The organism is Amycolatopsis sp. WGS_07 (genome assembly GCF_045278895.1).
GTDB lineage: Bacteria > Actinomycetota > Actinomycetes > Mycobacteriales > Pseudonocardiaceae > Amycolatopsis.
The window spans coordinates 3,407,778-3,428,104 of the sequence record NZ_CP136053.1 but is presented as its reverse complement, the minus strand read 5'-3'; the positions used below and the strand labels follow the sequence as shown (position 1 = coordinate 3,428,104).

Here is a 20,327-nt window from a genome sequence, read left to right as displayed (position 1 = left end):
GTGAGCTGGACGTGAGGCGGGCGGGTCCCGCTCACAGGACCTACGCCACAGCCGGGCCGGGACCTTGGTCCTGCCTCGTGAGCGGCAATCCCGGTTCTCACCGCGATCGCCACTCACGAGGTCACTTCTCCGCGCTGAGCCGCTGCACCACCGGAACCAGGTCCGAAGCCAGCACCTGCCGCAGGAACACCGCCGCCACCCGGTGCTGTTTGTCCAGCACCAGCGTCGACGGGATGATGTTGCGCGGGTATCCGGCCAGCTGCAGCAGCACGCGTCCGGACGGGTCCCAGATCGACGGGTACGTCAGGCGGCGGTCGCGCACGAAGTCCTGTGCCACGTCGCGCGCCGGGTCGCGCACGTCGAGGCCGATCACCTGTGCGCCGAGCGGGGCGATCTGCTTGCTCACCGTCTCCAGCTCGGGCGCTTCTGCGCGGCATGGGCCGCACCACTGGCCCCACAGGTTGATCACCAGCGCCTTGCCGGGGAAGTCCGCGATCGAGAGCTGCTTGCCCTCGTGCATGAGGTCGTCGCCGGCCAGCGTCGGGGCCTGTTGGCGTTCGTTCACCGGGTAGCTGATGTCAACCTTGCCGCCGGGCGAGACGAACGTGAAGGTGCCGCCCGAGACGACCGCGTCCTTGCCCGCCGAGCAGCCGGTCACGGCCAGCGCCGCGGCCAGCAGGACCCCGAGCAGCCGCCGTTTCATGCGCCCGTCACCTTGGGGTCGGTGGTGCCCGCGGGCTCGCTGTAGACGATCTCCAGCAGCTCTTCGCCGTCGAAAACCAGGCTGGTGAGCGACGCGAGCGAGCACTGCCGCTGTCGCGGGTCGTGCCACAGGCGCTTCGCCTCCAAGAAGCGGCGAAGCGTCCAGATCGGCAGCTGGTGCGACACGCACAGCGCTTCGCGCCCTTCGGCCTTTACGCGCGCACGGTGCACCGCGCCGAGCATGCGGTGTGCGATCTCGACGTACGGCTCGCCCCACGACGGCTTGAACGGATTCACCAAGTGCGGCCACGCCTTCGGCTGCCGCAGCGCTCCGTCGCCCACAGCGACGCGCTGGCCCTCGAAGACGTTCGCCGCTTCGATGAGGCCGCCGTCAGTGGCGATGTCGAGACGGTGTGCGCCAGCGATCGGCGCGGCGGTCTCCTGCGCGCGCTGAAGCGGCGAAGCGACGACGTACGCGAGGTCGTGCCCAGCCACCGCTTCGGCGACTGTGAGCGCCTGACGCTGCCCGCGCTCCGACAGCCGGAAGTTCGGCAGCCGCCCGTAGAGGATCTTCTCCGGGTTGTGGACCTCGCCGTGCCGCAGCATGTGCACAACGGTGGTCACGGGCGAACCGCCTCAGCCGCCGCGCGCGCCGCTGCCGGCAACGCGGCTTCGATGACGCCGAACGCTTCGTCGTCCATCGCGGCGTTCACGAACCACGCCTCGTACGCGCTCGGCGGCGGGTACACGCCCGCTTCGAGCAGCGCGTGGAAGAACGCCGGGAAGCGCCACGTCTCGGTGGCCTGCGCGTCCGCGTAGTTGCGTACGGGCTTGTCGGTGAAGAAGACGCTCACCAGGTTGCCCGCGAACTGCACAGTGTGCGTGACACCCGCTTCGCTGAGCGCCTTGTCGAAAAGCCCGCCGAGACGCTGGGCGTTGGCGTCGAGCTTCGCGTACACAGCGTCGTCAGCTTCGCGCAGCGCGGTGAGACCGGCGGCGACCGCGACCGGGTTCCCGGACAGCGTGCCTGCCTGGTAGACGGGGCCGCCGGGCGCGAGCTTCGCCATGATGTCCGCGCGACCACCGAAGGCCGCCGCGGGCAGCCCGCCGGACATCACCTTGCCGAACGTGTAGAGGTCGCCGGCCACGCCTTCGAGGCCGAACCAGCCAGCGCGCGAGACGCGGAAGCCGGTCATCACCTCGTCCATGATCAGCAGCGCGCCGTTTTCGTGCGCGAGGTCACGCAGTGCGGCGTTGAAGCCGGGGTCCGGCGGCACCGCGCCCATGTTGCCCGCGGCCGCTTCGGTGATCACCGCGGCGATTTGGCCGTCGTTCTCCGCGAAGGACTTCCGGAGCGCGGCAAGATCGTTGTACGGCAACACAATGGTGTCCGCGGCCTGCGCGCCGGTGACGCCCGGCGAGGTCGGCAGGCCGAGCGTCGCGACGCCGGAGCCGGCTTCGGCGAGCAGCGCGTCGACGTGGCCGTGGTAACAACCCGCGAACTTGATGATCTTGGCCCGGCCGGTGAAACCGCGGGCCAGCCGGATGGCGCTCATCGTGGCTTCGGTGCCGGAGTTGACCAGCCGGACCTGCTCGACCGGGGCGACCCGGCCGATGATCTCCTCGGCCAGTTCGACCTCGCCGATGGTCGGCGTGCCGAAGGAAAGCCCGTGCTCCGCGGCCGCGCGGGCGGCGGCCACCACCTTGGGGTGCGCGTGCCCGAGGATCATCGGGCCCCACGAGGAGACGAGGTCGACGTAGCGGTTGCCGTCGGCGTCCCACAGGTGCGGGCCCTCGCCGCGGACCATGAACCGCGGCGTGCCGCCGACCGAGTTGAAGGCGCGCACCGGCGAGTTCACCCCGCCCGGAACGGCCGCCTTGGCGCGTGCGAACCATGCTTTGGACTGCTCGGTGCCAGTACTCACCGTCCCAGTCTTGCAAATCCTCCGTTCGGGTGGCAGCGGCGCCCAAGCTGCCACCCGATTGCCATCCGGCATACCGGCCCGACCGCTCTTAAGATGAGCGCGCATGGACGGGGCGAGCCATGGAGGGAACGTGACGGCGCCCACACATCGCCGGAATCCGTGGCTGATGCTCGCGGTGTTCTTCGGGCTGGTCGGCGTCATCGCACTGGTGGGCGCGCTGGCCGCGACGACCGCGCCGGACGCCTACAACCGGTACGTGCTGCCGGAGTGGGCCCCGCCCTCGTCCCTGTTCAGTCCGGTGTGGACGGTCCTGTACGTCGTGCTCGCCTTCGCCGGCTGGACTTATTGGCGCACCGACGGCGAGAACCAGGGCTTCGCCGCGTACGGCATCGGCCTGCTGTTCAACCTGATGTGGATCTCGCTGTTCTTCGCCGGCGGCTCCACGCAGGTCGCGTGCGTGGACATCGTGCTGCTCGATTTCACCGTGATCGTGACGATCGCGCTCTTCTATCGCCGATCCCGCACTGCCGCGCTGCTGCTCCTGCCGTATCTGGCGTGGCTGCTGTACACGACCGCGCTGAACGTCGCGATCATCGCGCTCAACGACGTTCCCTAGCGGCCCGGCCGGGCCACGCCGACCGTCGCACTGTCCGAAGTGGACACGTGCGCCCGGCCGAACGCCGCGTGCGTCCACGCGCCGCCGGCAAACGCCAGCGCCAGCAGGAGCAACCCGGCGAGCACGAGCGTCGACCTGCCGAACGGCCGCGCGACCTGCTTCAGCTCAGCGGTCAGATCGCCGTCGACGGCGGGCTCGGCGATGAGGTCTTCCGGGGAGCGCGCGGGCTCCGGCGGAACGGGCTGGGTGGTCGACGCGGACATGACGCTCCTACTCGTGCCGGAGGGCGTCGATCGGCCGCAGCCGCGAAGCCCGGTTCGCCGGGAAACTGCCGAAGAAAAGCCCGATCAGGGCGGAAACCGCGAACGCGAGCGCAATCGACGACGGCACCACCACCGGTTGGATACCCGCGATGCTGAACCGGCTGCCGACCACGCCGATCAACACCCCGAGCAGTCCGCCGAAGAGGCTCAGCATGGTCGCCTCGGCGAGGAACTGGCCGAGGATCGCCGAACGCGGCGCGCCGATCGCCTTGCGGATGCCGATCTCGCGGATCCGCTCGGTGACCGTGACGAGCATGATGTTCGTGACGCCGATGCCGCCGACCAGCAGCGAGATCGCCGCGACCGCGCCGAGCAGCACGGTGAACGTGTCGATCGCCGACGTGCGGGTCTGCAGCAGCTGCGCGGAGTTCTGGATCTGGAAGTCCGGGCTGGCCGAGGCCCGAATGCCGTGCCGGGCGTCGAGGATCGCGGTGACCTCGGCCTGCGCCAGCCCGATCGTGTCGGCGGTGGTCGCCTGCACCGCGATCTGGTTCAGCCCGCCGTAGCCGGCGAGCGAGTTCTGCACCGCGCTGATCGGGGCGATCGCGACGTCGTCGGCGTTCTGCAACCCGGTGCTGCCCTTCGTTTGCAGCACGCCGATCACAGTGAACTGGATGCTGTTCACCAGCACGTTCTTGCCGACTGGCTCGGCGGCACCGAAGATCGACTGCGCCGTCGTGGGCCCGAGCACGACGACCTTGCGCGCCTGCGTCACGTCCTCGGCGCTGAACAGCTGACCGTCGGCGACCTGCCGGTTCGTGGTGGTGAAGTAGCTGGGTTCGGTACCGACGACGCTCGACACGTCGTAGGAGGTCTGGCCGTAGGTCGCGGTCGCGGTGGTGTTGACGACCGGTGCCGCCGCCTTCACGTCCGGCGCGCCGACCGGGTCGACCAGCGCGTGCGCGTCCTGCACGGTGAGCGGCCGGACTTGGCTGGATTGCCCGCCGCCGCGGACCGGCGACACATTGACCACGTCGGTGCCGAGCCCCTGGATGCTCGCGGTGATCGCCGCCGAAGCGCCGTTTCCCACTGCCACCAACAAGATCACCGACGCGACGCCGATGGTGATGCCGAGCGTCGTGAGCACCGAGCGCAGTTTGTTCGAGGCGAGGCCGCGCACCGCGAACCGCATGATCTCGACGAAGTTCACGCGACCACCCCGGCGCGGACCTCGTCCGACACGATCCGCCCGTCACTGACCCGCACGACGCGGCGTGCGTGGCGCGCGACCTCGTCCTCGTGCGTGATCACGACGACCGTGCGGCCGAGCGCGTTGAGCCGGTCGAAGACGCCGAGGACGTCGACAGTGCTTGCGTGATCGAGGTTTCCGGTCGGTTCGTCGGCGAGCAGCAACGCCGGTCCGCCCACCAGCGCCCGCGCCACCGCGACGCGTTGCTGCTGCCCGCCGGACAGTTCGTTCGGCAGATGTTTGGCCCGATCGCTCAGCCCGACCATCTCCAGCGCGGCGAGCGCGCGGCGACGCCGATCGCTCCGCTTCAGTCCGCTGTAGACCATCGGTAGTTCCACATTGGACAACGCACTGGTGCGCGGCACGAGGTTGAAGGACTGGAAGATGAAGCCGATCTTTCGGTTGCGCAGCAAGGCAAGCTGGCGGTCGTTGAGATCGGCGACGGAAAACCCGTCCAGCAGGTAGCGGCCCGAGGTCGGCGTATCGAGGCAGCCGAGCATGTTCAGCAGCGTCGACTTTCCGGAGCCGGAAGCGCCCATGATCGCCACGTACTCGCCCGGCCACACCCGCAGATCGACCCCCGCAACGCGTGCACCGCGGTTTCCCCGCTGCCGTATGTCTTGCGCAGTCCGGAGACCGCGATCACCGGCTTCATCCGCGGCCCCCGCCGCCGAGGCCGCTCTGGCGTCCGCCGCCGAATCCGCCAAGACCACCAGTGCGTTGCTGTCCGGACCCGCTCGATGTCGTCGGCGACGCGGCCGTCAGCACCACCCGGTCGCCCTCCGCAAGCCCGGACTTGATCTCCACAGTGGACTCTCCGCGCACCCCGACCTCGACCTGCCGCGAAACCGGCTGCCCGTTCTGCTCCACCGTGACCACGTTCGTCTTCCCATTGGTCCGCACCGCGGCGGCCGGAACACTCAGCACGCCATCGGCTTCCGCGACAGTGATCACGACGCTCGCCGACTGTCCGGGCCGCAACCCCGATGGCGGATTCGACAACGTCAGCTTCGCGCCGTAACTGACGACATTGCTGCTCGTAGTCGGCGTCAGATCGATACTGGAAACGGTCGCCGGCAACGGTTGATCCGGCGTCGCATTCAGCGTGACGGTGGCTTTCTGACCAGTTTTCACCTTGCTCACGTCAATTTCCGCCACCGAAGTGTTGACGACGAGATTGCCGAGGTCGGTGATGTCGATAAAGCCCGTGTTGTTACCGCTAGTACTGGCCGACGACTGCTGCCCAGCGGAACCAGACGACGCCGCCGCGGAACTGTTGCTGGAGCCACTGCCCGTTTGCTGCCCGACAGTCCCGTTAATCGCGGTGACAGTCCCCGACCCCGGCGCGGTCAACGTCGTCGCGGCGAGCGCCGTTTCCGCGTTGTCGACGTCCAGCTGCGCTTGATCCACTTTGGCCTGAAGCGCCGTAGTACTGCTCTGCTGCTGCGCCGTGGCGAGGTTGTCTTCGGCGACCGCGAGATTGGCCTTGGCGACCTGAAGTTGTTTGCTCGCCTGGGAAGAGTCGATCGTGGCGAGCTTCTGCCCGGCGCTCACGACGTCGCCGACCTTCACGTCGATGCTCGTGACCTTGCCGGACGTCGTGAAGTTCGCGATGCCGGTGTACGTGCTCGCGATCGTGCCCGCCGCGGAGACGGTCTGGGAGACGTTCGCGCGCCGGACCGGCGTCGTGCGGGTTTGCGCCTGCGCCGTCGGATTGGCTGGCGAAAATGCCTGGTAAATCCCGAAAGCCGCGCCGCCGAGCAGCACGACGAGGACTCCGTTGACCACCCAAGTGCGTGTGCGCAGCCGCGTCATGGGCGCAAGACTGCGGGGCCCGCTTAGCAGTCAGCTGTTGGTTCCCTGTGGGACAGCTGTGTAATCAGTCCTTCGGCTTTTTGTGCCGCGTCCGCACCGCCAGCAGTAATTGCCGGACCGCGTCCACCACCAATATCGCGGACAGTGTGCCGAGCCCGAGCGCGCCGGCGATATGCCCGCCGAAGTACCGCTGCGAAGCCAGCTGCGTGCCGTCGCCCGCGGTGGTGACGACCGTGACGACCCCGGCGTGCCACAGCGCGAACGCCGCCCACAGCACGAATCCGGCCACCACCACCTCGCCGAGCGCGACGAACGCGCGCCACGGCTGGTTGAGCTTCGTCTGCGGCTGCGTTTCCTCCGGCGGCCAAAGCCCGGCTCCGGTCGGCTGGGGTAGGTCGATCACGGGGTCTACCTTTTCAGGTTCGCCGTCCTCGCGCTTCCCTCGTGCGGGTTCAGTTGCGGGAGTCATCGGCCTGCTCCTCGTTCTTCCCGGCCAGCTCCCCGAGCGCGGTCCGCAGTGCCTCGACGTCGCGGGCCCAGGCGAGCACCACCGTGCCGTCGTCCAGCTCCACCGGCACCTCGTCGTACTTCCGCGGCACCGACCAGCCGCCGCCCAGCACGCGGGCCCCGACCGGCGCCCCGACGTCGGTCACCGAGGCGATCCGCTCGGCGGCCAGCGTCTCCCGCCCCTGCCGCAGCCCCTCGGTGGTGACCTCGAGCGAAAGGAACCGGCGCCGCGCGTACACCCAGGGCAGCGTCAGCCCGCACAGCGCGGCCCCGATCAGCACCCAGCCGACGACGTGCGTCGGCCCGCCGGTGGCCAGTTCCGCGAGCGCGCCCAGCAGCGCGAACAGCGGGCCCCAGACCAGCGCGGACCAGCCGACGCCGGGCTCGGAGTAGAGCGTCCTCGCCGCCATTACAGCTTCTTGCCGACCTTCGGGAAGTAGTCCGCGACCTTCGGCAGGTACAGCAGGATCAGCATGACGACCAGCGCCAGCGACGAAGCGAGCGCGAAAATACTGCGGATCACGCCGAGTTCGAACACGATGCCGAGCACCGCCAGCAGCGTCGCGATGCTGCGTGCCGAACGCGTGCCCTCGCGGGCCTTCCAGGCGAACAGCACGAGCAGCCCGCCGAAGCACAGCGCGCCGATGAGCATGGCCCACACGAGGGTGTTGGCGTTGGACTGCACCTGCGCGACGTCGACCTTCTGGCCAGCCTGCCGCACCTGCTCGACCGCCCGGTCGACCAACTGCTGCTTGAGCAAGACGGTGACAACCTGCCCGGCCACGACGATGACCGCCGCCACGATGGCGAGCACGAAGGCGACGTGCACCGGCGTCGGCGGCTTGGCCTTCGGCGCGCTCTGCCCCGGCAGCACCGGATCCGGCGCGCGCCCGCGCTTGCGGCGCTCGTCGTCGGTGAGCCCGGAGAGGTCGTCCGAGGTCACGCTGGCTGGCTTCGGGGTGTTCTCGTCCTTCTCGGCCACCCGAAAGACCCTACCCGGACTCAGTCCAGCCAGGCCGCGGCCTCGGCCGCCCAGTAGGTGAGGATGAGGTCGGCCCCCGCGCGGCGGATCGAGGTGAGCACCTCGAGCACGGTCCGCTCGCGTTCGATCCAGCCGTTCGCCGCGGCCGCCTCGACCATCGCGTACTCGCCGGAAATGTTGTACGCCGCAACGGGAACCGGCGAGAACTCGGCGGCCGCCTTGATAATGTCCAAATAGGACAGCGCGGGCTTGACCATGACCATGTCCGCGCCCTCGGCAAGATCGAGTTCCAGCTCCCGCAACGCTTCGCGCGCGTTGCCGAGGTCCTGCTGGTAGGTCTTGCGGTCGCCCTTGAGCTGCGAGTCGACGGCCTCGCGGAACGGGCCGTAGAACGCGCTGGCGTACTTGACCGAGTAGGCGAGGATCGCGGTCTCGCTGTGCCCGACCTCGTCGAGCGCCCGGCGGATCACGCCGACCTGGCCGTCCATCATCCCGCTGGGCCCGAGCACGTGCGCCCCGGCTTCCGCCTGCGCGACCGCCATGTCGGCGTACACCCGGAGCGTGGCGTCGTTGTCGACCACGCCGTCCGCGTCGAGAACGCCGCAGTGCCCGTGGTCGGTGAACTCGTCCAGGCAGGTGTCGGCCATCAGCACGGTGGAATCGCCGAGTTCACCGCGCAGATCCCGCAACGCGACGTTGAGGATGCCGTTCTCGTCCACCGCACCGGATCCTTGGGCGTCCCGCTTCTCCGGAACGCCGAAGAGCATGATCCCGCCGACCCCGGCGTGCACCGCCTCGACCGCGGCCTTGCGCAGCGTGTCCCGGGTGTGCTGAACGACGCCCGGCATGCTGGCGATGGGCCGCGGTGCGTCAAGGCCCTCGCCCACGAACATCGGCAGGATCAACTGCCGAGGCCGCAACGTGGTCTCACTGACCATCCTGCGCATTGCCGGAGTAGTACGAAGCCTGCGGGGTCGCTGCTCAGGGAACACACATCCAAGGTACTCCCGCACTCAGACAATCTCTTCGGCGAGGCACTCGCAGAGCCACCGATGCACCCACGCCACCGACGCACGAAGGCACCCACACTCCCCCGCACCCCGATACGAAGCCAAAAACGCGGCGCGGGGGTGCTTGTCAAGGCATCTTTCCCGCCTTGACAAGCACCCCCGCGCCGTAGTCACAATCAAGCTTCGGGGTGCCCCACGCAGTGAAGGACCGCAATGTCGCCGCCAGGCGACGAGCCGTCAACTACGCCGAGTCCGCTTAGCCTTACGAGGCGGAGGCAACGCCCCCTCCGCCCGCAACCGAGCCGCGTGCTCGGCCAACGCGTCCACCAGATGCGGCACATCAGCCTTCTCCGGCTGAACATCCACCCGCAGCCCGAACTCCACCGCGGTCTCGGCCGTCTTCGGCCCAATGCACGCGACCAACGTGCGCGTGTGCGGCTTCCCGGCAATCCCCACCAGGTTCCGCACGGTCGAGGACGAGGTGAAACAGACCGCGTCAAACCCGCCGGTCTTGATCATCTCGCGGGTCTCGGCTGGCGGCGGCGCGGCCCGCACAGTCCGGTAAGCCGTGACGTCGTCAACTTCCCAACCGCGCTCGACCAGACCGGCCGACAGGATCTCGGTGGCGATGTCCGCGCGCGGCAGCAGAACCCGGTTCACCGGGTCCAGCACGTCGTCGTACGGCGGGAACTCGGCCAGCAGGCCCTCGGACGACTGCTCGCCCGTCGGCACCAGCTCCGGGATGATCCCGAAGGACCGCACCTTCGCCGCGGTCGATTCGCCGACGCAGGCGATCTTCACGCCGGAGAACGCGCGCGCGTCGAGGCCGAACTCCTCGAACTTCTCCCACACCGCGCGCACCGCGTTGGTGGAGGTGAAGACGATCCACTGGTACCGGCCGTCGACGAGGCCCTTGACCGACCGCTCCATCTGCGCCGGGCTGCGCGGCGGCTCGACCGAAATGGTCGGCACCTCGTGCGAGGTCGCGCCGTGCCCGCGCAGCCGGTCGGCCATCTCGCCCGCCTGCTCCTTGGTGCGCGGCACCAGGACCTTCCAGCCGTACAGCGCGCGCGACTCCCACCAGGACAGCTTCGACCGCTGCCCGGCGGCCTGCCCGACCGTGACGACCAGCGGGCCGACCAGTTCGCCCGCGTCGTTCGCGACCGAGGCGAGGGTGGTGTCCAGCGTGCGCTGGGTGTTGATGGTGCCGTTCGCGGTGACCGCGACCGGGGTGGTCGCGGGCAGCCCCTTCTCGGTGAGCTGGCTGGCCGCCTCGGCGAGGTGCGCCGAGGTCGCGTGCAGCACGATCGGGCCGGGGACCGCGGCCAGCGCGCCCCAGTCCACCTCGCCGCGGACGTCCGCCTCGGTGTAGGTGCCGCCGAGCGCGACCCCCGCGTACGCCGGCACCGCGGTGCCCGGCGCGACGCCAGGGATGACGTCGAACACGGCCGACGTGCGGGCGACGGCCTGGACCTCGGCCACGACGGCCGGGCTGGTCAGCGGGTCGCCGGAGACCAGCCGCAGCGCGAGCCGGCCCGCCTTGGCCTCGGCGGTCAGGTCCTTCGCGACGTCGGACGGTTCGCCCACGGCGGGACGCACCTCGGCGCCGGGGGCGGCGAAGGCGAGCACGCTGGCGGGCACGTCCGGGTCGGTCACCACGACCTCGGCCTTGGCCAGGAGTTCCTGGGCGCGGACGGTGAGCAGCCCGGCGTCCCCGGGGCCCGAGCCCACGAAGGCGACGCGCCCGGCGGTCTTGCGAGCAGGGGTCATCGTTGGTGTTCTTCTCCTCTTGGGCGGCCGGTGCTCCGGCCGCTGGTGTCGGGCAGGTCGTGCGGGTCGGTGACGGCTGGCGTCACAGCGCGGGGCCGAGCAGCGCCCCGGCTCCCAGGTCAAGCAGTTCGGCGGCCAGTTCCCGGCCGAGCTTCTCCGCCTCGCCGATCCCGGCGATCGCGGAGGCCCGCACCATGTCGACGCCGCCGTTCTCGCCTTCGACGGCAGCGGTGCCGCGCAGCGAGATGCGTTCCACCACCGCGCCCTCGTCGTCGAGGTCCTCGACGATTTCGGCGAGCGCGCCCACCGGCGCGCTGCACCCGGCTTCGAGCGCGGCGAGCAGAGCCCGTTCGGCCGTCACCGCGACCCGCGTGCTCTCGTCGTCCACCGCGGACGCGAGCAGGTGCTCGATGTCCACGTCGGCGGCCCGGCACTCCAGCGCCAGCGCCCCCTGCGCGGGGGCGGGCAGCATCTGGATCGGGTCGAGGGTTTCGGTGATCTCGTCCACCCGGCCGACCCTGGCCAGTCCGGCACGCGCGAGCACCACGGCATCCAGCTCGCCGTCGGCCACCTTGCGCATGCGGGTATCGATATTGCCTCGGATCGGCACGATTTCCAAACCGAGACCCAGCGCGCGCAGCTGAGCCATGCGCCGCGCGGCCCCGGTGCCGACCTTCGCGCCCGGCGGAAGCTCGCCGAGGGTGAGGCCGTCACGGGCGATGAGCGCGTCGCGCGGGTCCTCGCGCGGCGGCACCGCGGCCAGCACGAGGCCGGCTTCGGGCGCGGTGGGCAGGTCCTTGTACGAGTGCACGGCGACGTCGATCTCGTTGCGCAGCAACGCTTCCCGCAGCGCCGAGGTGAACACGCCGACCCCGATCTGCGAGATCGGGGCGCTGGAGAGGTCGCCGGGCGTGGTGACGGTGACGATCTCCACCTCCGCCCCGGTGGCGCGGATGGTGTCGGCGACGATGCCGGTCTGCGCGAGGGCGAGCTTGCTGCCCCGCGTGCCGATGCGAATGACTCTGGTCACTTACCGCTTCTTCTCGGATTCCGGCGCTGTCGGGCTCGCCACGGCCGCAGGAGCCTGCGGGTCGAGGCAGAACAGTTCCCGCAACGCGTTGGCGTAGTCGGTGTCGGCCGTCTCGGCGGCCAGCTGCTTGACCCGCACCGTCGGCGCGTGCAGCAGCTTGTCGACCACCCGGCGAACCGTGCGGCCGACCTCTTCGCGAACCTGGCTGTCGAGTTCCGGCAGCCGGTTGTCCAGGCGGAGCAGCTCCGCGTCCACCACCTCGGCCGCGCGCCTGCGCAGCGCGGTGACCGTGGGCGTGACCTCGGCACTGCGCTGTCCGGCGAGGTACTCGCGCACCTCGTCGAGCACGATGCCGTTGGCTTTGGCGGTCTGCCGTTCGGTGGTCGGGGCTCCCGCGTCGCGCATGCGGCGCTGGATCGTCTCCAGGTCGACCACGGTGACGTCGGCGAGTTCGGCGACCGCCGGGTCGACGTCCTTGGGCAGCCCGAGGTCGCACACGACCAGCGGACGCCCGGCGCGCGCGGGCACGTGCCCGGCGAGGAACACCGCGTCCTGCGCCCCGGTACACGCCACGACCAGGTCGGCCAGCTCGACCGCGTCCGCGAGAGAGGACAGCGGCACCGACCGCGCCGGAACCCCCTCCGCGACGATCTTCTCGGCCAGCCGGACAGCGTTGGCCTCGGTGCGGTTGGCGACGGTGATCTCGGCGATCCCGGCCTTGCGCAGCTGCGACGCGGTGAGCGCGCCCATCGAACCGGCCCCGACGATCAGCGCGTGCTTGCCCGCGATGTCCCCCGCCGCGGCCAGCGCCTCGGACACGACGGACGCGCCGAGCTGGTCGAGCCCGGTCTCGGAGTGCACGCGCTTGCCGACGCGCAGCGTGGTCTGGATCAGCTCGTGCAGCGTGCGGCCGACCGTGCCGGCGTCGCGCGCGGTCGCGTACGCGGACCGGATCTGGCCGAGGATCTGCGTCTCGCCGACCACCATCGAGTCCAGGCCCGAGGTGACGGAGAACAGGTGCTCGACGGCCGCGCCCGCGTAGTGCACGTACAGGCTGTCGTACAGCTTGGCGGGCTCCATCCCGGCCTTGCGGGAGAGCACGTCCGAGACGTCGTTGACGCCGCCGTGGAACGTCTCGACCACGGCGTAGACCTCGATGCGGTTGCACGTCGAGACGAGCATGACCTCGCTGATGTGCTCCGCCTGCTGCAGGTCGTGCAGGACCTTGGTCAGCTCGTCCGCGGGGATCGCCGCACGCTCGAGCGTGCCGAGATCCGCACTGCGATGGGAGAGCCCGACCGCCAACACGCTCATTCAGCGCACCACCATTCCGAGACCGCCGTCCGTTCCGGCGCCGTTTCGTCCGCCGCCCGTGCTGCCATTGTCGGCGGACCGGCCGGTGCCGGGTAACCCGGTATTTCCCTGGTTTTCCCCGGCGGAACCCGCGCTTGCCGCGCTGTCGGCGCGCCGAGCCACGTGGAACGAGAGAATCTGCAGCTCGACGGCGAGGTCGACCTTGCGGACCTCGACGTGTGCCGGCACCTGGAGCACTACCGGCGCGAAGTTGAGGATGCACTGGACGCCGCCTGCCACCAGCCTGTCGCACACCGACTGCGCGGCGGTAGGAGGTGTGGCGATGATCCCCACGGAAATCTCCCGTTCGGAGCAAACGCGAGGAATGTCGTCCATGTGCGAAACCGGCAGACCCCCTACGGGTACGCCGATCAAATCGGGGTCGAGGTCGAAAAGCGCCTCGACCGGGAAGCCGCGGCCGGGGAAGCCGCCGTAGTTGGCGAGCGCGTGGCCAAGGTTGCCGATCCCGACCACGGCGACCCGGTGCTGCCGGGTGAGGCCGAGGATCCGCTCGATCTGGCTGACCAGCACCTGCACCTCGTAGCCGACGCCGCGAGTGCCGTACGAGCCGAGGTAGGAGAGGTCCTTGCGCAGTTTGGCGGAGTTGACGCCAGCGGCAGCGGAGAGTTCCTCGCTGGAGACGGCGGTGGTGCCCTGCTCGGCCAGCCCGGAGAGAATCCGCAGGTAGACAGCCAGCCGGGCGACGGCGGCCTCCGGAATCTGCTTCGCGCGGACGGCGGTGTCCTCCGCGTCGGAGACGGCGGGCATCTCGGCGGTAGGCGCGTTGTCGGCGTCCGGCGCGGGACGGGAGGTGCGGGCTGGGCGGCGGGTGCGGGGTTTGGGGTCGGTTTCGGCCGGTGCTTCGGGGCTGGTCGCGCGGCCGGTTTCGGCTGACGCAGCGGCCTGGGAAGTCGCCCGGCTGGTTTCGCCTTGCGCGGCGGCGCGGGAAGCCGCGCGGCCGCCTTCACCTGGCGCGGAAGCCCTCTCGCCCTGCGCGGCGGCCCGGGTAGCCGCCCGGCTGGCGCGGCCGTTGCCCGACGCGGCCCGGCCGTTTCCGGAGACTCGTCCGTTGCCCGCGGCGTGCTCGCCGCCGCCGGCGACCTGGTCACCGTTCTCGTGATCGGCGGAGTTCCCGTTGCGCGCCAAGCCGTTCTCGCTCACCGAACTGCGGCGGCGGTTGCCCGCGGCGTGCCGTCCGCCAGACCGGCGCGGGGCGGGTTCGGCGGAGTCGGATTCGTCGCGGGGAGGCGTGGCCGGCGGTTCGGCACCGCTGCGCCCGCCCCGCTGTGTCACCACGCTGACTTCTCCTCAATCCGGCTTCGTGCCCGCGCTGTCCCCCGCCTGCCTGTCCGGCAGTGGAAAACCAGCTCTTGACCCCACGGCTTCCGTCCGGTTCGATGCCGGTCCTCGCAGGGACGGGTTCCTACGGTAGTCCACTTGTGAACGCATGCACAAAGTCACTGGTCACCCGCATGACCAGAAGCACAACCTCGCCCAGTCAGGCCGCCGTGAACGGCACCGTGTGCCACCCCGTCGCTCCGTCCGGAACGGGATCCGCGGGCCGGTCCGTCTGCGTGTAGCCGGACTGGTCGGTCGCCCGCACCGTCACCGTGTGGCTGCCCGGCGAGACCGGCAGCTCGGCCCACCACATCCGCCAGGTGTCCTTGTTGACCTCGGCCGACAGCGTCGCCGGGGTCCACGGGCCCTGGTCCACCCGCACTTCCACCTTCGCGATCCCGACGTGCTGCGCCCACGCCGTCCCCGCCACCCGGACCCGGCCCCCGCGCACCGTCGTCCCGCTGACCGGGGCGTCGATCCGCGACTCGGTCTTGATCGGGGCCTGCTCCGCCCAGCCGCGCTGCAGCCAGTACGCCTGGCGCGCGTCCCAGGTCGTGAACTCCAGGTCAGTGACCCATTTCGTCGCCGAGACATACCCGTACAGCCCGGGGATCACGATCCGCGCCGGGAACCCGTGCTCGACCGGCAGCGCCTCGCCGTTCATGCCGATCGCGAGCATCGCGCCGCGCGCCGGGTCCAGCGCGACGTTGGCCGGGGTGCCGCAGGTGAACCCGTCGACACTGGTCGCGTACATCTGCTGCGCGTCCCGGTGCACGCCGGCCGCGGCCAGCAAGTCCACCAGGTCCACGCCGATGAAATTGGCCGTGGAGATCAGATCGCCGCCGACCTCGTTGGAGACGCACGTGAGCGTCACAGTCCGCTCGACCAGCGGCCGGTTGCGAATGTCCGCGTAGGAGAAGCTCACCTCGCGGTCGACCATGCCGTGGATCTTCAAAGTCCAGTCCTCGGCCCGCACCTGCGGCACGACGAACGCGGTGTCGATCCGGTAGAAGCTCCCGTTCGGCGTGATGAACGGCGGCGAGCCGAGCTTGTGGAAATCCGCGTCCGGCGGGATCGGCGGAGCCTTCTTCGCGGCGACCAGCGGCCCGACCGAAGCGCGCGATCCCGACGCGCTGCCGGTGGTCGACACGACCTCCCCGACGATCGCCGCCACCCCCGCGCCCGCAGCGATCCCAGCACCACGCTGCAAGACCTGGCGACGGCTGAGTCCCTGCCGCAGCTCGGTTTCCGAGGGCAACGCGCGTTTGTGCAACCAGCTGAAAACCAGCAGCGCAGCACCCAGCGCAAGCACCGGAGCCAGCAAGGCGAGCTGCCCGACGTCCGTCCGCTCGAAGACCGCGAAGATCCCGAACGCGCCGACCACGACCACCAGCAGCTGCCCCGGCAACGGACGGCGCCGCGAAAGCTGCCCAGCGAGTACCGCGAACCCCAGCAGCACCACGGCCAGACCGATCTTGAGCACGGTCTTGTCGGCGGTCCCGATCGTCTGTTCCGCCCACACCACGACGGCGTGCGGGCTGTGCGCGATGACGAAGTCCGCGACCGCCACGAACGGCGACGCGTTGTACCCGACGAATCCCGCGATCAGGTGCCCGACACCCAGCGCGACGGCCAGCGAGACCAGCCCGATGAACGTCGCGACGCCCAGCGACAGGCGCGGCGGAACGGTCGGCGGGGCTTCTTTCAACGCACTCACCCCACCATCATCGGCGGGCGCGGCCCGGACAGGCCCGTTCAAAGCGCTTACGGGTTGCTTACCGCAATGCCGCGCGCAGCCGTTCTTCCTCGACGCGCCAGTACCCGTGCTCGACGCCGTCGATCAGGATCACCGGCACCTGGTCGCCGTACTCGGCCTGCCATTCCGGATCGCTGTCGACGTCCGCGGTCTCCCACGGCACACCCAGCTCGCCGCAGATCCGCGCGACGTCCGCCTCGGCCACGTCGCACAGGTGGCATCCTTCGCGGCTCATCACGGTCACCTTGTGCACAGAGCCAGCCTAATCAGCGCAGCTTCAGCCGTCGCAGCTTCCCGGTCGCCGAATGCGGCAACGTCTCGGCGAACTCGACCGTGTGCGGCACCTTGTACCCAGCCAGATGCGCGGTGCACTGATCCACCACCTGCTGCTCCGACAACGCCGCGCCTTCAGCGGGCACCACGACCGCCTTCACCGCTTCGCCGCTTCGCTCGTCCACCACGCCCACGACGGCGGCCTCGGCCACCCCGGGCAGCTGCGAGATCACTTCCTCGACCTCGTGCGGAAAGACGTTGAAGCCGTTGACGATGATCAAGTCGTTCGCCCGGTCGACCAGGTGCAGGTCGCCGTCGGAATCGAGATAGCCGACGTCGCCGGTCCGGAACCAGCCCTCGGCGTCCGGGCCGTGCGCGCCGTCCGGCCAGTACCCGGAGAACAGGTTCGCCCCGCGCACCGAAACCAGCCCGGTGCTGCGGCCTGCCTCGAACACGTCGTCCGGCTCCTCCGGATCGAGCGGCAGGTCGTCGGCGGACCCGTCGGACTCCACCAGCCGCAGCTCGATCCCCGGCAGCGGCCGCCCGACCGAACCCGGCTTCGGATACCCGGTGACCAGCGTGGACGTCACCACCGGCGCGCATTCGGTGAGCCCGTAGCCCTCGTACACGTCGAGCCCGGTGGCCTCGCGAATCGCCGCCAGCACCTTCGGGTGCAGTGGCGCGGCACCGGACGTCAGCCGCTTCACCGTCGCCAGCCCGCGGCCCAGTTCCTCCTGGTCGAGCGAGGCGAATTCGTTGTACATCGCGGGCACGCCGGTGATGGACGTGACGCGATGTTCGGCGCAGTCCTCAAGCGTCCGCCGGGCCTCGAAGCGTTCGGAGAGCACCAGCGTCGCGCCGACCGCCGTCGCCATGAGCAGGCCGGGACCGAGGCCGTAGACGTGGAAGAGCGGGATCGACACCAGCACCCGGTCGTCGTGCTCGGTCACACCGTCCACTTGGGACAGTTGATCGAGGTTCGCCAGCAGCGCGCGGTGCGACAGCAGCACTCCGCGCGGCGGGCCGGTCGTGCCAGAGGTGTACGAGATGACCGCGATGTCCTCGCCGGAACGACCGAGGTCAACCGGCTCGCCCGGCTCGTCGCTACGCGGTGGCAGACCGGTGATGCCCTCGGGCAGCTCGGCGTCGTCGCGCTGCACCACGCGTTTCGCGCCGCAGTGCTCCAGCAGCCGCTCCAGCTCCGGAGCAGGGGCCTGCGGCGAAAGCGGCACGGCGATTCCGCCCGCGCGCAGCACCGCGAACAGGGCGATCGCGAAGTCAGCCGACGTCGGGAGCCGCAGCACCACCGGGTCGCCCGGCGCGACGCCGGAGGACACCAGCCGGCGTGCTTGCGCGTGCGCCGCCTCGTCGAGCTGCCGCCAGGTCAGCGTGGCACCCGTGCCTGTCTCGGTGATCGCCGTACGGTCCGGCCAGCGGCTGGCCGCGGCGGCGAGCAGGCCGGCGACGCCGTGGGCGGTGCTGATCCCGTCCACCCCCACCCCTCTCCGTTCCGTTGCGGATTCGTCATCTTGTCACCCGTAATGGGGATGCGGCGCGATCGTCGCACCTCTGCCTGACCGGGACACTACCTACTTCGCGGTAACAACACGTATGCTGCACTGCGTCGCCGGGTGGCGTTGATCACTACCGGGTGACCCGAACAAGGGAGTCGTCGTGCCGAAGCTGCCGCTCCACGTGGGTGTGGGACACGAGCCGCGGCACGCCGTCACGCCTTCGGGACCACGCCCGGCAGCACCAGGGACAGCCGGAGGTGCCGCTCGATGACCCGTCCGATCACCCTGTCCGCCGCGCGCCGCGGCCCGGTCGCGATGTTCGCCGAGCGCGTGTTCGGCTCGTCCGCGGCCGCCGTGCCGCTCCCGAAGGCCGACGCCGAACCGGATCCCGCCGAGGTCGCCAAGGCCGAGGCGTGGGAGCTGGTGCGGTCCGCACAGGCAGGCGATTCGTCGGCGTTCGGCCAGCTGTATGACCGGTACGTCGACGTCGTCTACCGCTACGCGCTCTTCCGCCTCGGCGACCGCGATCTCGCCGAGGACGTCACCAGCGAGACCTTCCTGCGCGCGCTGCGCCGGATCACGTCGGTGAGCTACCAGGGCCGCGACGTCGGCGCGTGGTTCGTCACCATCGCCCGCAACCTGATCCTCGACCACGTGAAGTCCAGCCGGTTCCGGCTCGAGGTCGTCACCGACGAGGTGGCCGAACCCGGCGGCGTGCCCGGCGGACCGGTCGGCCCGGCCGCGCAGGCGGGCCCCGAACAGCAGGCGATCGCCGGCGCGACCCGTGCCGAGCTGCTGCGCTGCGTCGCCGAGCTTGGCGAGGACCAGCGCGAATGCATTGTGCTGCGGTTCCTGCAGGGGCTGTCGGTCGCCGAGACCGCGCAGATCATGGAACGCAACGAGGGCGCGGTGAAGGCACTCCAGCACCGCGCGGTCCGGCGGCTCGCGCAGCTGCTGCCCACCGGCTTGCGTTGATCGTTCAACCAACGGCCGTAACTTATTAGGCTTCTTAATCGTTTCTCACCCAGACCGGCGGTCAGGGCCGGGCGTTGGGTGGAGACGGAGCAGCACCGTGGGCGTGCCCGGGTGGTTTTCGCGTGGTCGGACCGAGAGCGAGCGGTTCGACGACGCGATCAATGCTTCCCCCGGACAGCGCCCGGACGAGTTCGCCGAGGAGCTGGCCGTCGTCGGCGCCCTGCGCGAACTGGGCCAGGCGGGCGACCCCGACCCAGCCACCCGAGCCCGGATCCGCGCCGAGATCGAAGGCCGCATCGGCGAACCGCTCCCGCGCCGGCGCTGGCGGCCGCGAATGGCCGACCTCGCCGCCGCCGGAATCGCACTGATCCTCGGCCTCGGCGGGCTGACGCTGCTGCTTTCGCGCGACGCCTTGCCCGGAGACGCGCTGTACAGCGTGAAGCGAGCGGGCGAGGTCACGTCGCTCGGCCTGACCTTCGGCGACGAAGCCAAGGCCGAGAAGCACCTGAAGTTCGCCACGAACCGCGTCACCGAACTGGGCCGGATGAACGACGCCAGCCCAGCGGCGTACCAAACCGCTTTGCACGATTTCAGCAGCGACGTCCGCGCGGGCGTGGCCGAACTCACCGAGCTGGCGACCACGAGCGGCAACCGCACGCGCCTGACGTCCCTGGAGTCGTGGGCACAGAGCCGGGCGCGGGAACTGGAATCGGAACAGCCCGACGTCCCGGCCTCCGCCCGCGAGGACTTCGAGCAGGTGCGTCTCCTGCTCGACCGCGTCCAGCAACGAACGACCGCGCTCGGCTCGCGGCTGAGCTGCTACCAGATCACCACCGGCACCACGGACGAACTGGGCCTCCTCCCCGCGGACGGCGCCTGCACGCAGCAACCGCTGTCCCCCGGCGGCTCCACCCCGAGCAGCCCGCCGCCGGTAGCGCCGACCGCCCCGTCGACGGACTCCCCGCTGCCGATCCGATCGGTGTCGGTGCCGACCGTCAGCAGCCCTGGGATGCCGACCCCAACCCCGACGTCGACGGAGGTCCCGCACACCGCGACCCCGCCGAGCGTCCCGCCGCCGATCACCGCACCGACTCCGCCCCGGATCCCGACCCGGCCCGCTCCTCCGCCGGTGGTCTCGATCCCGCCGCTGCTGCCCGGACTCCCGCCGATCGTCATCGGCTGACGCGACGTTCACCACTCCCCCGCGCCATGATCAGGGCGACCAGGCAACCCCTATCCGAGGTCCGGG

Annotated in this window: 21 protein-coding genes and 1 pseudogene; 4 read left to right on the top strand and 18 right to left on the bottom strand. The window is 70.4% G+C overall.

All coding sequences use genetic code 11. From position 1 onward, the window contains the following. Positions 1-121: 121 nt before the first annotated feature. From RPX00_RS16305 to hemL, 3 genes are read right to left on the bottom strand one after another with little or no spacing between them, the layout of a single operon-like run. On the bottom strand, positions 122-703 hold the full coding sequence (locus tag RPX00_RS16305; RefSeq protein WP_406640366.1) for a TlpA family protein disulfide reductase: 582 nt from the start codon (positions 701-703) through the stop codon (positions 122-124). Beyond that, the gene (locus RPX00_RS16300; protein WP_378301263.1) at positions 700-1,326 is read right to left on the bottom strand and encodes a histidine phosphatase family protein; all 627 of its coding nucleotides are present in this window, start codon (positions 1,324-1,326) and stop codon (positions 700-702) included. The genes RPX00_RS16305 and RPX00_RS16300 overlap by 4 nt, the downstream gene beginning before the upstream one ends. Continuing rightward, complete coding sequence (gene hemL, locus RPX00_RS16295; RefSeq protein WP_406640365.1) at positions 1,323-2,627, bottom strand: glutamate-1-semialdehyde 2,1-aminomutase; 1,305 nt, start codon at positions 2,625-2,627, stop codon at positions 1,323-1,325. Before hemL ends, RPX00_RS16300 begins: the two co-directional genes overlap by 4 nt. A 130-nt stretch (positions 2,628-2,757) precedes the next feature. On the opposite strand from hemL, the gene RPX00_RS16290 reads away from it, so the two are divergent. After that, the gene (locus tag RPX00_RS16290; protein WP_406640364.1) at positions 2,758-3,243 is read left to right on the top strand and encodes a TspO/MBR family protein; all 486 of its coding nucleotides are present in this window, start codon (positions 2,758-2,760) and stop codon (positions 3,241-3,243) included. On the opposite strand, the gene RPX00_RS16285 is transcribed toward RPX00_RS16290, so the two are convergent. From RPX00_RS16285 to RPX00_RS16270, 4 genes and pseudogenes are all read right to left on the bottom strand, one after another. Continuing rightward, entirely contained in the window at positions 3,240-3,506 is a 267-nt protein-coding gene (locus tag RPX00_RS16285) for a hypothetical protein (protein ID WP_406640363.1), read from the bottom strand. The two genes, RPX00_RS16290 and RPX00_RS16285, sit on opposite strands and share 4 nt — an antisense overlap. Positions 3,507-3,513: 7 nt before the next feature. Next, positions 3,514-4,716 (bottom strand): ABC transporter permease, encoded by a 1,203-nt coding sequence (locus RPX00_RS16280; protein ID WP_406640362.1) that lies wholly within the window; start codon positions 4,714-4,716, stop codon positions 3,514-3,516. Further along, positions 4,713-5,410, bottom strand: a pseudogene (locus RPX00_RS16275) (ABC transporter ATP-binding protein). Before RPX00_RS16275 ends, RPX00_RS16280 begins: the two are co-directional and overlap by 4 nt. Next, a complete protein-coding gene (locus tag RPX00_RS16270) occupies positions 5,407-6,369 on the bottom strand; it encodes an efflux RND transporter periplasmic adaptor subunit (RefSeq protein ID WP_406642948.1) in 963 nt (320 codons plus the stop codon). The pseudogene RPX00_RS16275 and the gene RPX00_RS16270 overlap by 4 nt, the downstream one beginning before the upstream one ends. Between RPX00_RS16270 and RPX00_RS16265 the strand changes: the two genes are divergently transcribed. Further along, complete coding sequence (locus RPX00_RS16265) at positions 6,332-6,493, top strand: hypothetical protein (RefSeq protein ID WP_406643351.1); 162 nt, start codon at positions 6,332-6,334, stop codon at positions 6,491-6,493. The genes RPX00_RS16270 and RPX00_RS16265 overlap by 38 nt on opposite strands. A gap of 141 nt (positions 6,494-6,634) precedes the next feature. Here RPX00_RS16265 and RPX00_RS16260 read toward each other — a convergent pair whose 3' ends face one another. The 11 genes from RPX00_RS16260 to RPX00_RS16210 all read right to left on the bottom strand — a co-directional run bounded on the left by RPX00_RS16260 (position 6,635) and on the right by RPX00_RS16210 (position 18,088). Next, entirely contained in the window at positions 6,635-6,973 is a 339-nt protein-coding gene (locus tag RPX00_RS16260) for a hypothetical protein (RefSeq protein WP_406640361.1), read from the bottom strand. A 49-nt stretch (positions 6,974-7,022) separates the two neighbouring features. Beyond that, a complete protein-coding gene (locus RPX00_RS16255) occupies positions 7,023-7,487 on the bottom strand; it encodes a hypothetical protein (RefSeq protein WP_406640360.1) in 465 nt (154 codons plus the stop codon). Further along, complete coding sequence (locus tag RPX00_RS16250; RefSeq protein ID WP_406640359.1) at positions 7,487-8,059, bottom strand: hypothetical protein; 573 nt, start codon at positions 8,057-8,059, stop codon at positions 7,487-7,489. The genes RPX00_RS16255 and RPX00_RS16250 overlap by 1 nt, the downstream gene beginning before the upstream one ends. Before the next feature lie 20 nt (positions 8,060-8,079). Continuing rightward, complete coding sequence (gene hemB, locus RPX00_RS16245) at positions 8,080-9,051, bottom strand: porphobilinogen synthase (protein ID WP_406640358.1); 972 nt, start codon at positions 9,049-9,051, stop codon at positions 8,080-8,082. Positions 9,052-9,306: 255 nt separating this feature from the next. Then, the gene (locus RPX00_RS16240) at positions 9,307-10,839 is read right to left on the bottom strand and encodes a uroporphyrinogen-III synthase (RefSeq protein ID WP_406640357.1); all 1,533 of its coding nucleotides are present in this window, start codon (positions 10,837-10,839) and stop codon (positions 9,307-9,309) included. Between the two features lie 82 nt (positions 10,840-10,921). Further along, positions 10,922-11,869 (bottom strand): hydroxymethylbilane synthase, encoded by a 948-nt coding sequence (gene hemC, locus RPX00_RS16235; protein ID WP_406640356.1) that lies wholly within the window; start codon positions 11,867-11,869, stop codon positions 10,922-10,924. Further along, entirely contained in the window at positions 11,870-13,183 is a 1,314-nt protein-coding gene (locus RPX00_RS16230; RefSeq protein WP_406640355.1) for a glutamyl-tRNA reductase, read from the bottom strand. Beyond that, positions 13,184-13,990: a redox-sensing transcriptional repressor Rex gene (locus RPX00_RS16225; protein WP_406642946.1), complete on the bottom strand. Its 807-nt coding sequence runs from the start codon at positions 13,988-13,990 to the stop codon at positions 13,184-13,186. 730 nt (positions 13,991-14,720) lie between these two features. Further along, entirely contained in the window at positions 14,721-16,277 is a 1,557-nt protein-coding gene (locus RPX00_RS16220; protein ID WP_406640354.1) for a molybdopterin-dependent oxidoreductase, read from the bottom strand. A 58-nt stretch (positions 16,278-16,335) separates the two neighbouring features. Further along, entirely contained in the window at positions 16,336-16,551 is a 216-nt protein-coding gene (locus tag RPX00_RS16215; RefSeq protein WP_101440844.1) for a glutaredoxin family protein, read from the bottom strand. 31 nt (positions 16,552-16,582) lie between these two features. After that, positions 16,583-18,088, bottom strand: a complete 1,506-nt coding sequence (locus RPX00_RS16210) for an AMP-binding protein (RefSeq protein ID WP_406640353.1) — start codon at positions 18,086-18,088, stop codon at positions 16,583-16,585. A 282-nt stretch (positions 18,089-18,370) separates the two neighbouring features. Here RPX00_RS16210 and RPX00_RS16205 point away from each other — a divergent pair, with 282 nt between their 5' ends. Together RPX00_RS16205 and RPX00_RS16200 are read left to right on the top strand one after the other, a co-directional pair. Then, positions 18,371-19,078 (top strand): sigma-70 family RNA polymerase sigma factor, encoded by a 708-nt coding sequence (locus RPX00_RS16205; RefSeq protein ID WP_406640352.1) that lies wholly within the window; start codon positions 18,371-18,373, stop codon positions 19,076-19,078. A gap of 97 nt (positions 19,079-19,175) precedes the next feature. After that, a complete protein-coding gene (locus RPX00_RS16200) occupies positions 19,176-20,261 on the top strand; it encodes a DUF5667 domain-containing protein (protein ID WP_406640351.1) in 1,086 nt (361 codons plus the stop codon). The last annotated feature ends 66 nt before the right edge of the window (positions 20,262-20,327 follow it).

Excerpts from the sequence above, each read along its gene's own strand:
- RPX00_RS16240 (WP_406640357.1), bottom strand. The coding sequence starts at position 10,839 with ATGACCCCTGCTCGCAAGACCGCCGGGCGCGTCGCCTTCGTGGGCTCG.
- RPX00_RS16215 (WP_101440844.1), bottom strand. The coding sequence starts at position 16,551 with ATGAGCCGCGAAGGATGCCACCTGTGCGACGTGGCCGAGGCGGACGTC.
- RPX00_RS16205 (WP_406640352.1), top strand. The coding sequence starts at position 18,371 with ATGACCCGTCCGATCACCCTGTCCGCCGCGCGCCGCGGCCCGGTCGCG.
- RPX00_RS16285 (WP_406640363.1), bottom strand. The coding sequence starts at position 3,506 with ATGTCCGCGTCGACCACCCAGCCCGTTCCGCCGGAGCCCGCGCGCTCC.
- RPX00_RS16230 (WP_406640355.1), bottom strand. The coding sequence starts at position 13,183 with ATGAGCGTGTTGGCGGTCGGGCTCTCCCATCGCAGTGCGGATCTCGGC.
- RPX00_RS16305 (WP_406640366.1), bottom strand. The coding sequence starts at position 703 with ATGAAACGGCGGCTGCTCGGGGTCCTGCTGGCCGCGGCGCTGGCCGTG.
- RPX00_RS16255 (WP_406640360.1), bottom strand. The coding sequence starts at position 7,487 with ATGGCGGCGAGGACGCTCTACTCCGAGCCCGGCGTCGGCTGGTCCGCG.
- RPX00_RS16225 (WP_406642946.1), bottom strand. The coding sequence starts at position 13,990 with ATGCCCGCCGTCTCCGACGCGGAGGACACCGCCGTCCGCGCGAAGCAG.
- RPX00_RS16265 (WP_406643351.1), top strand. The coding sequence starts at position 6,332 with ATGCTCGTGACCTTGCCGGACGTCGTGAAGTTCGCGATGCCGGTGTAC.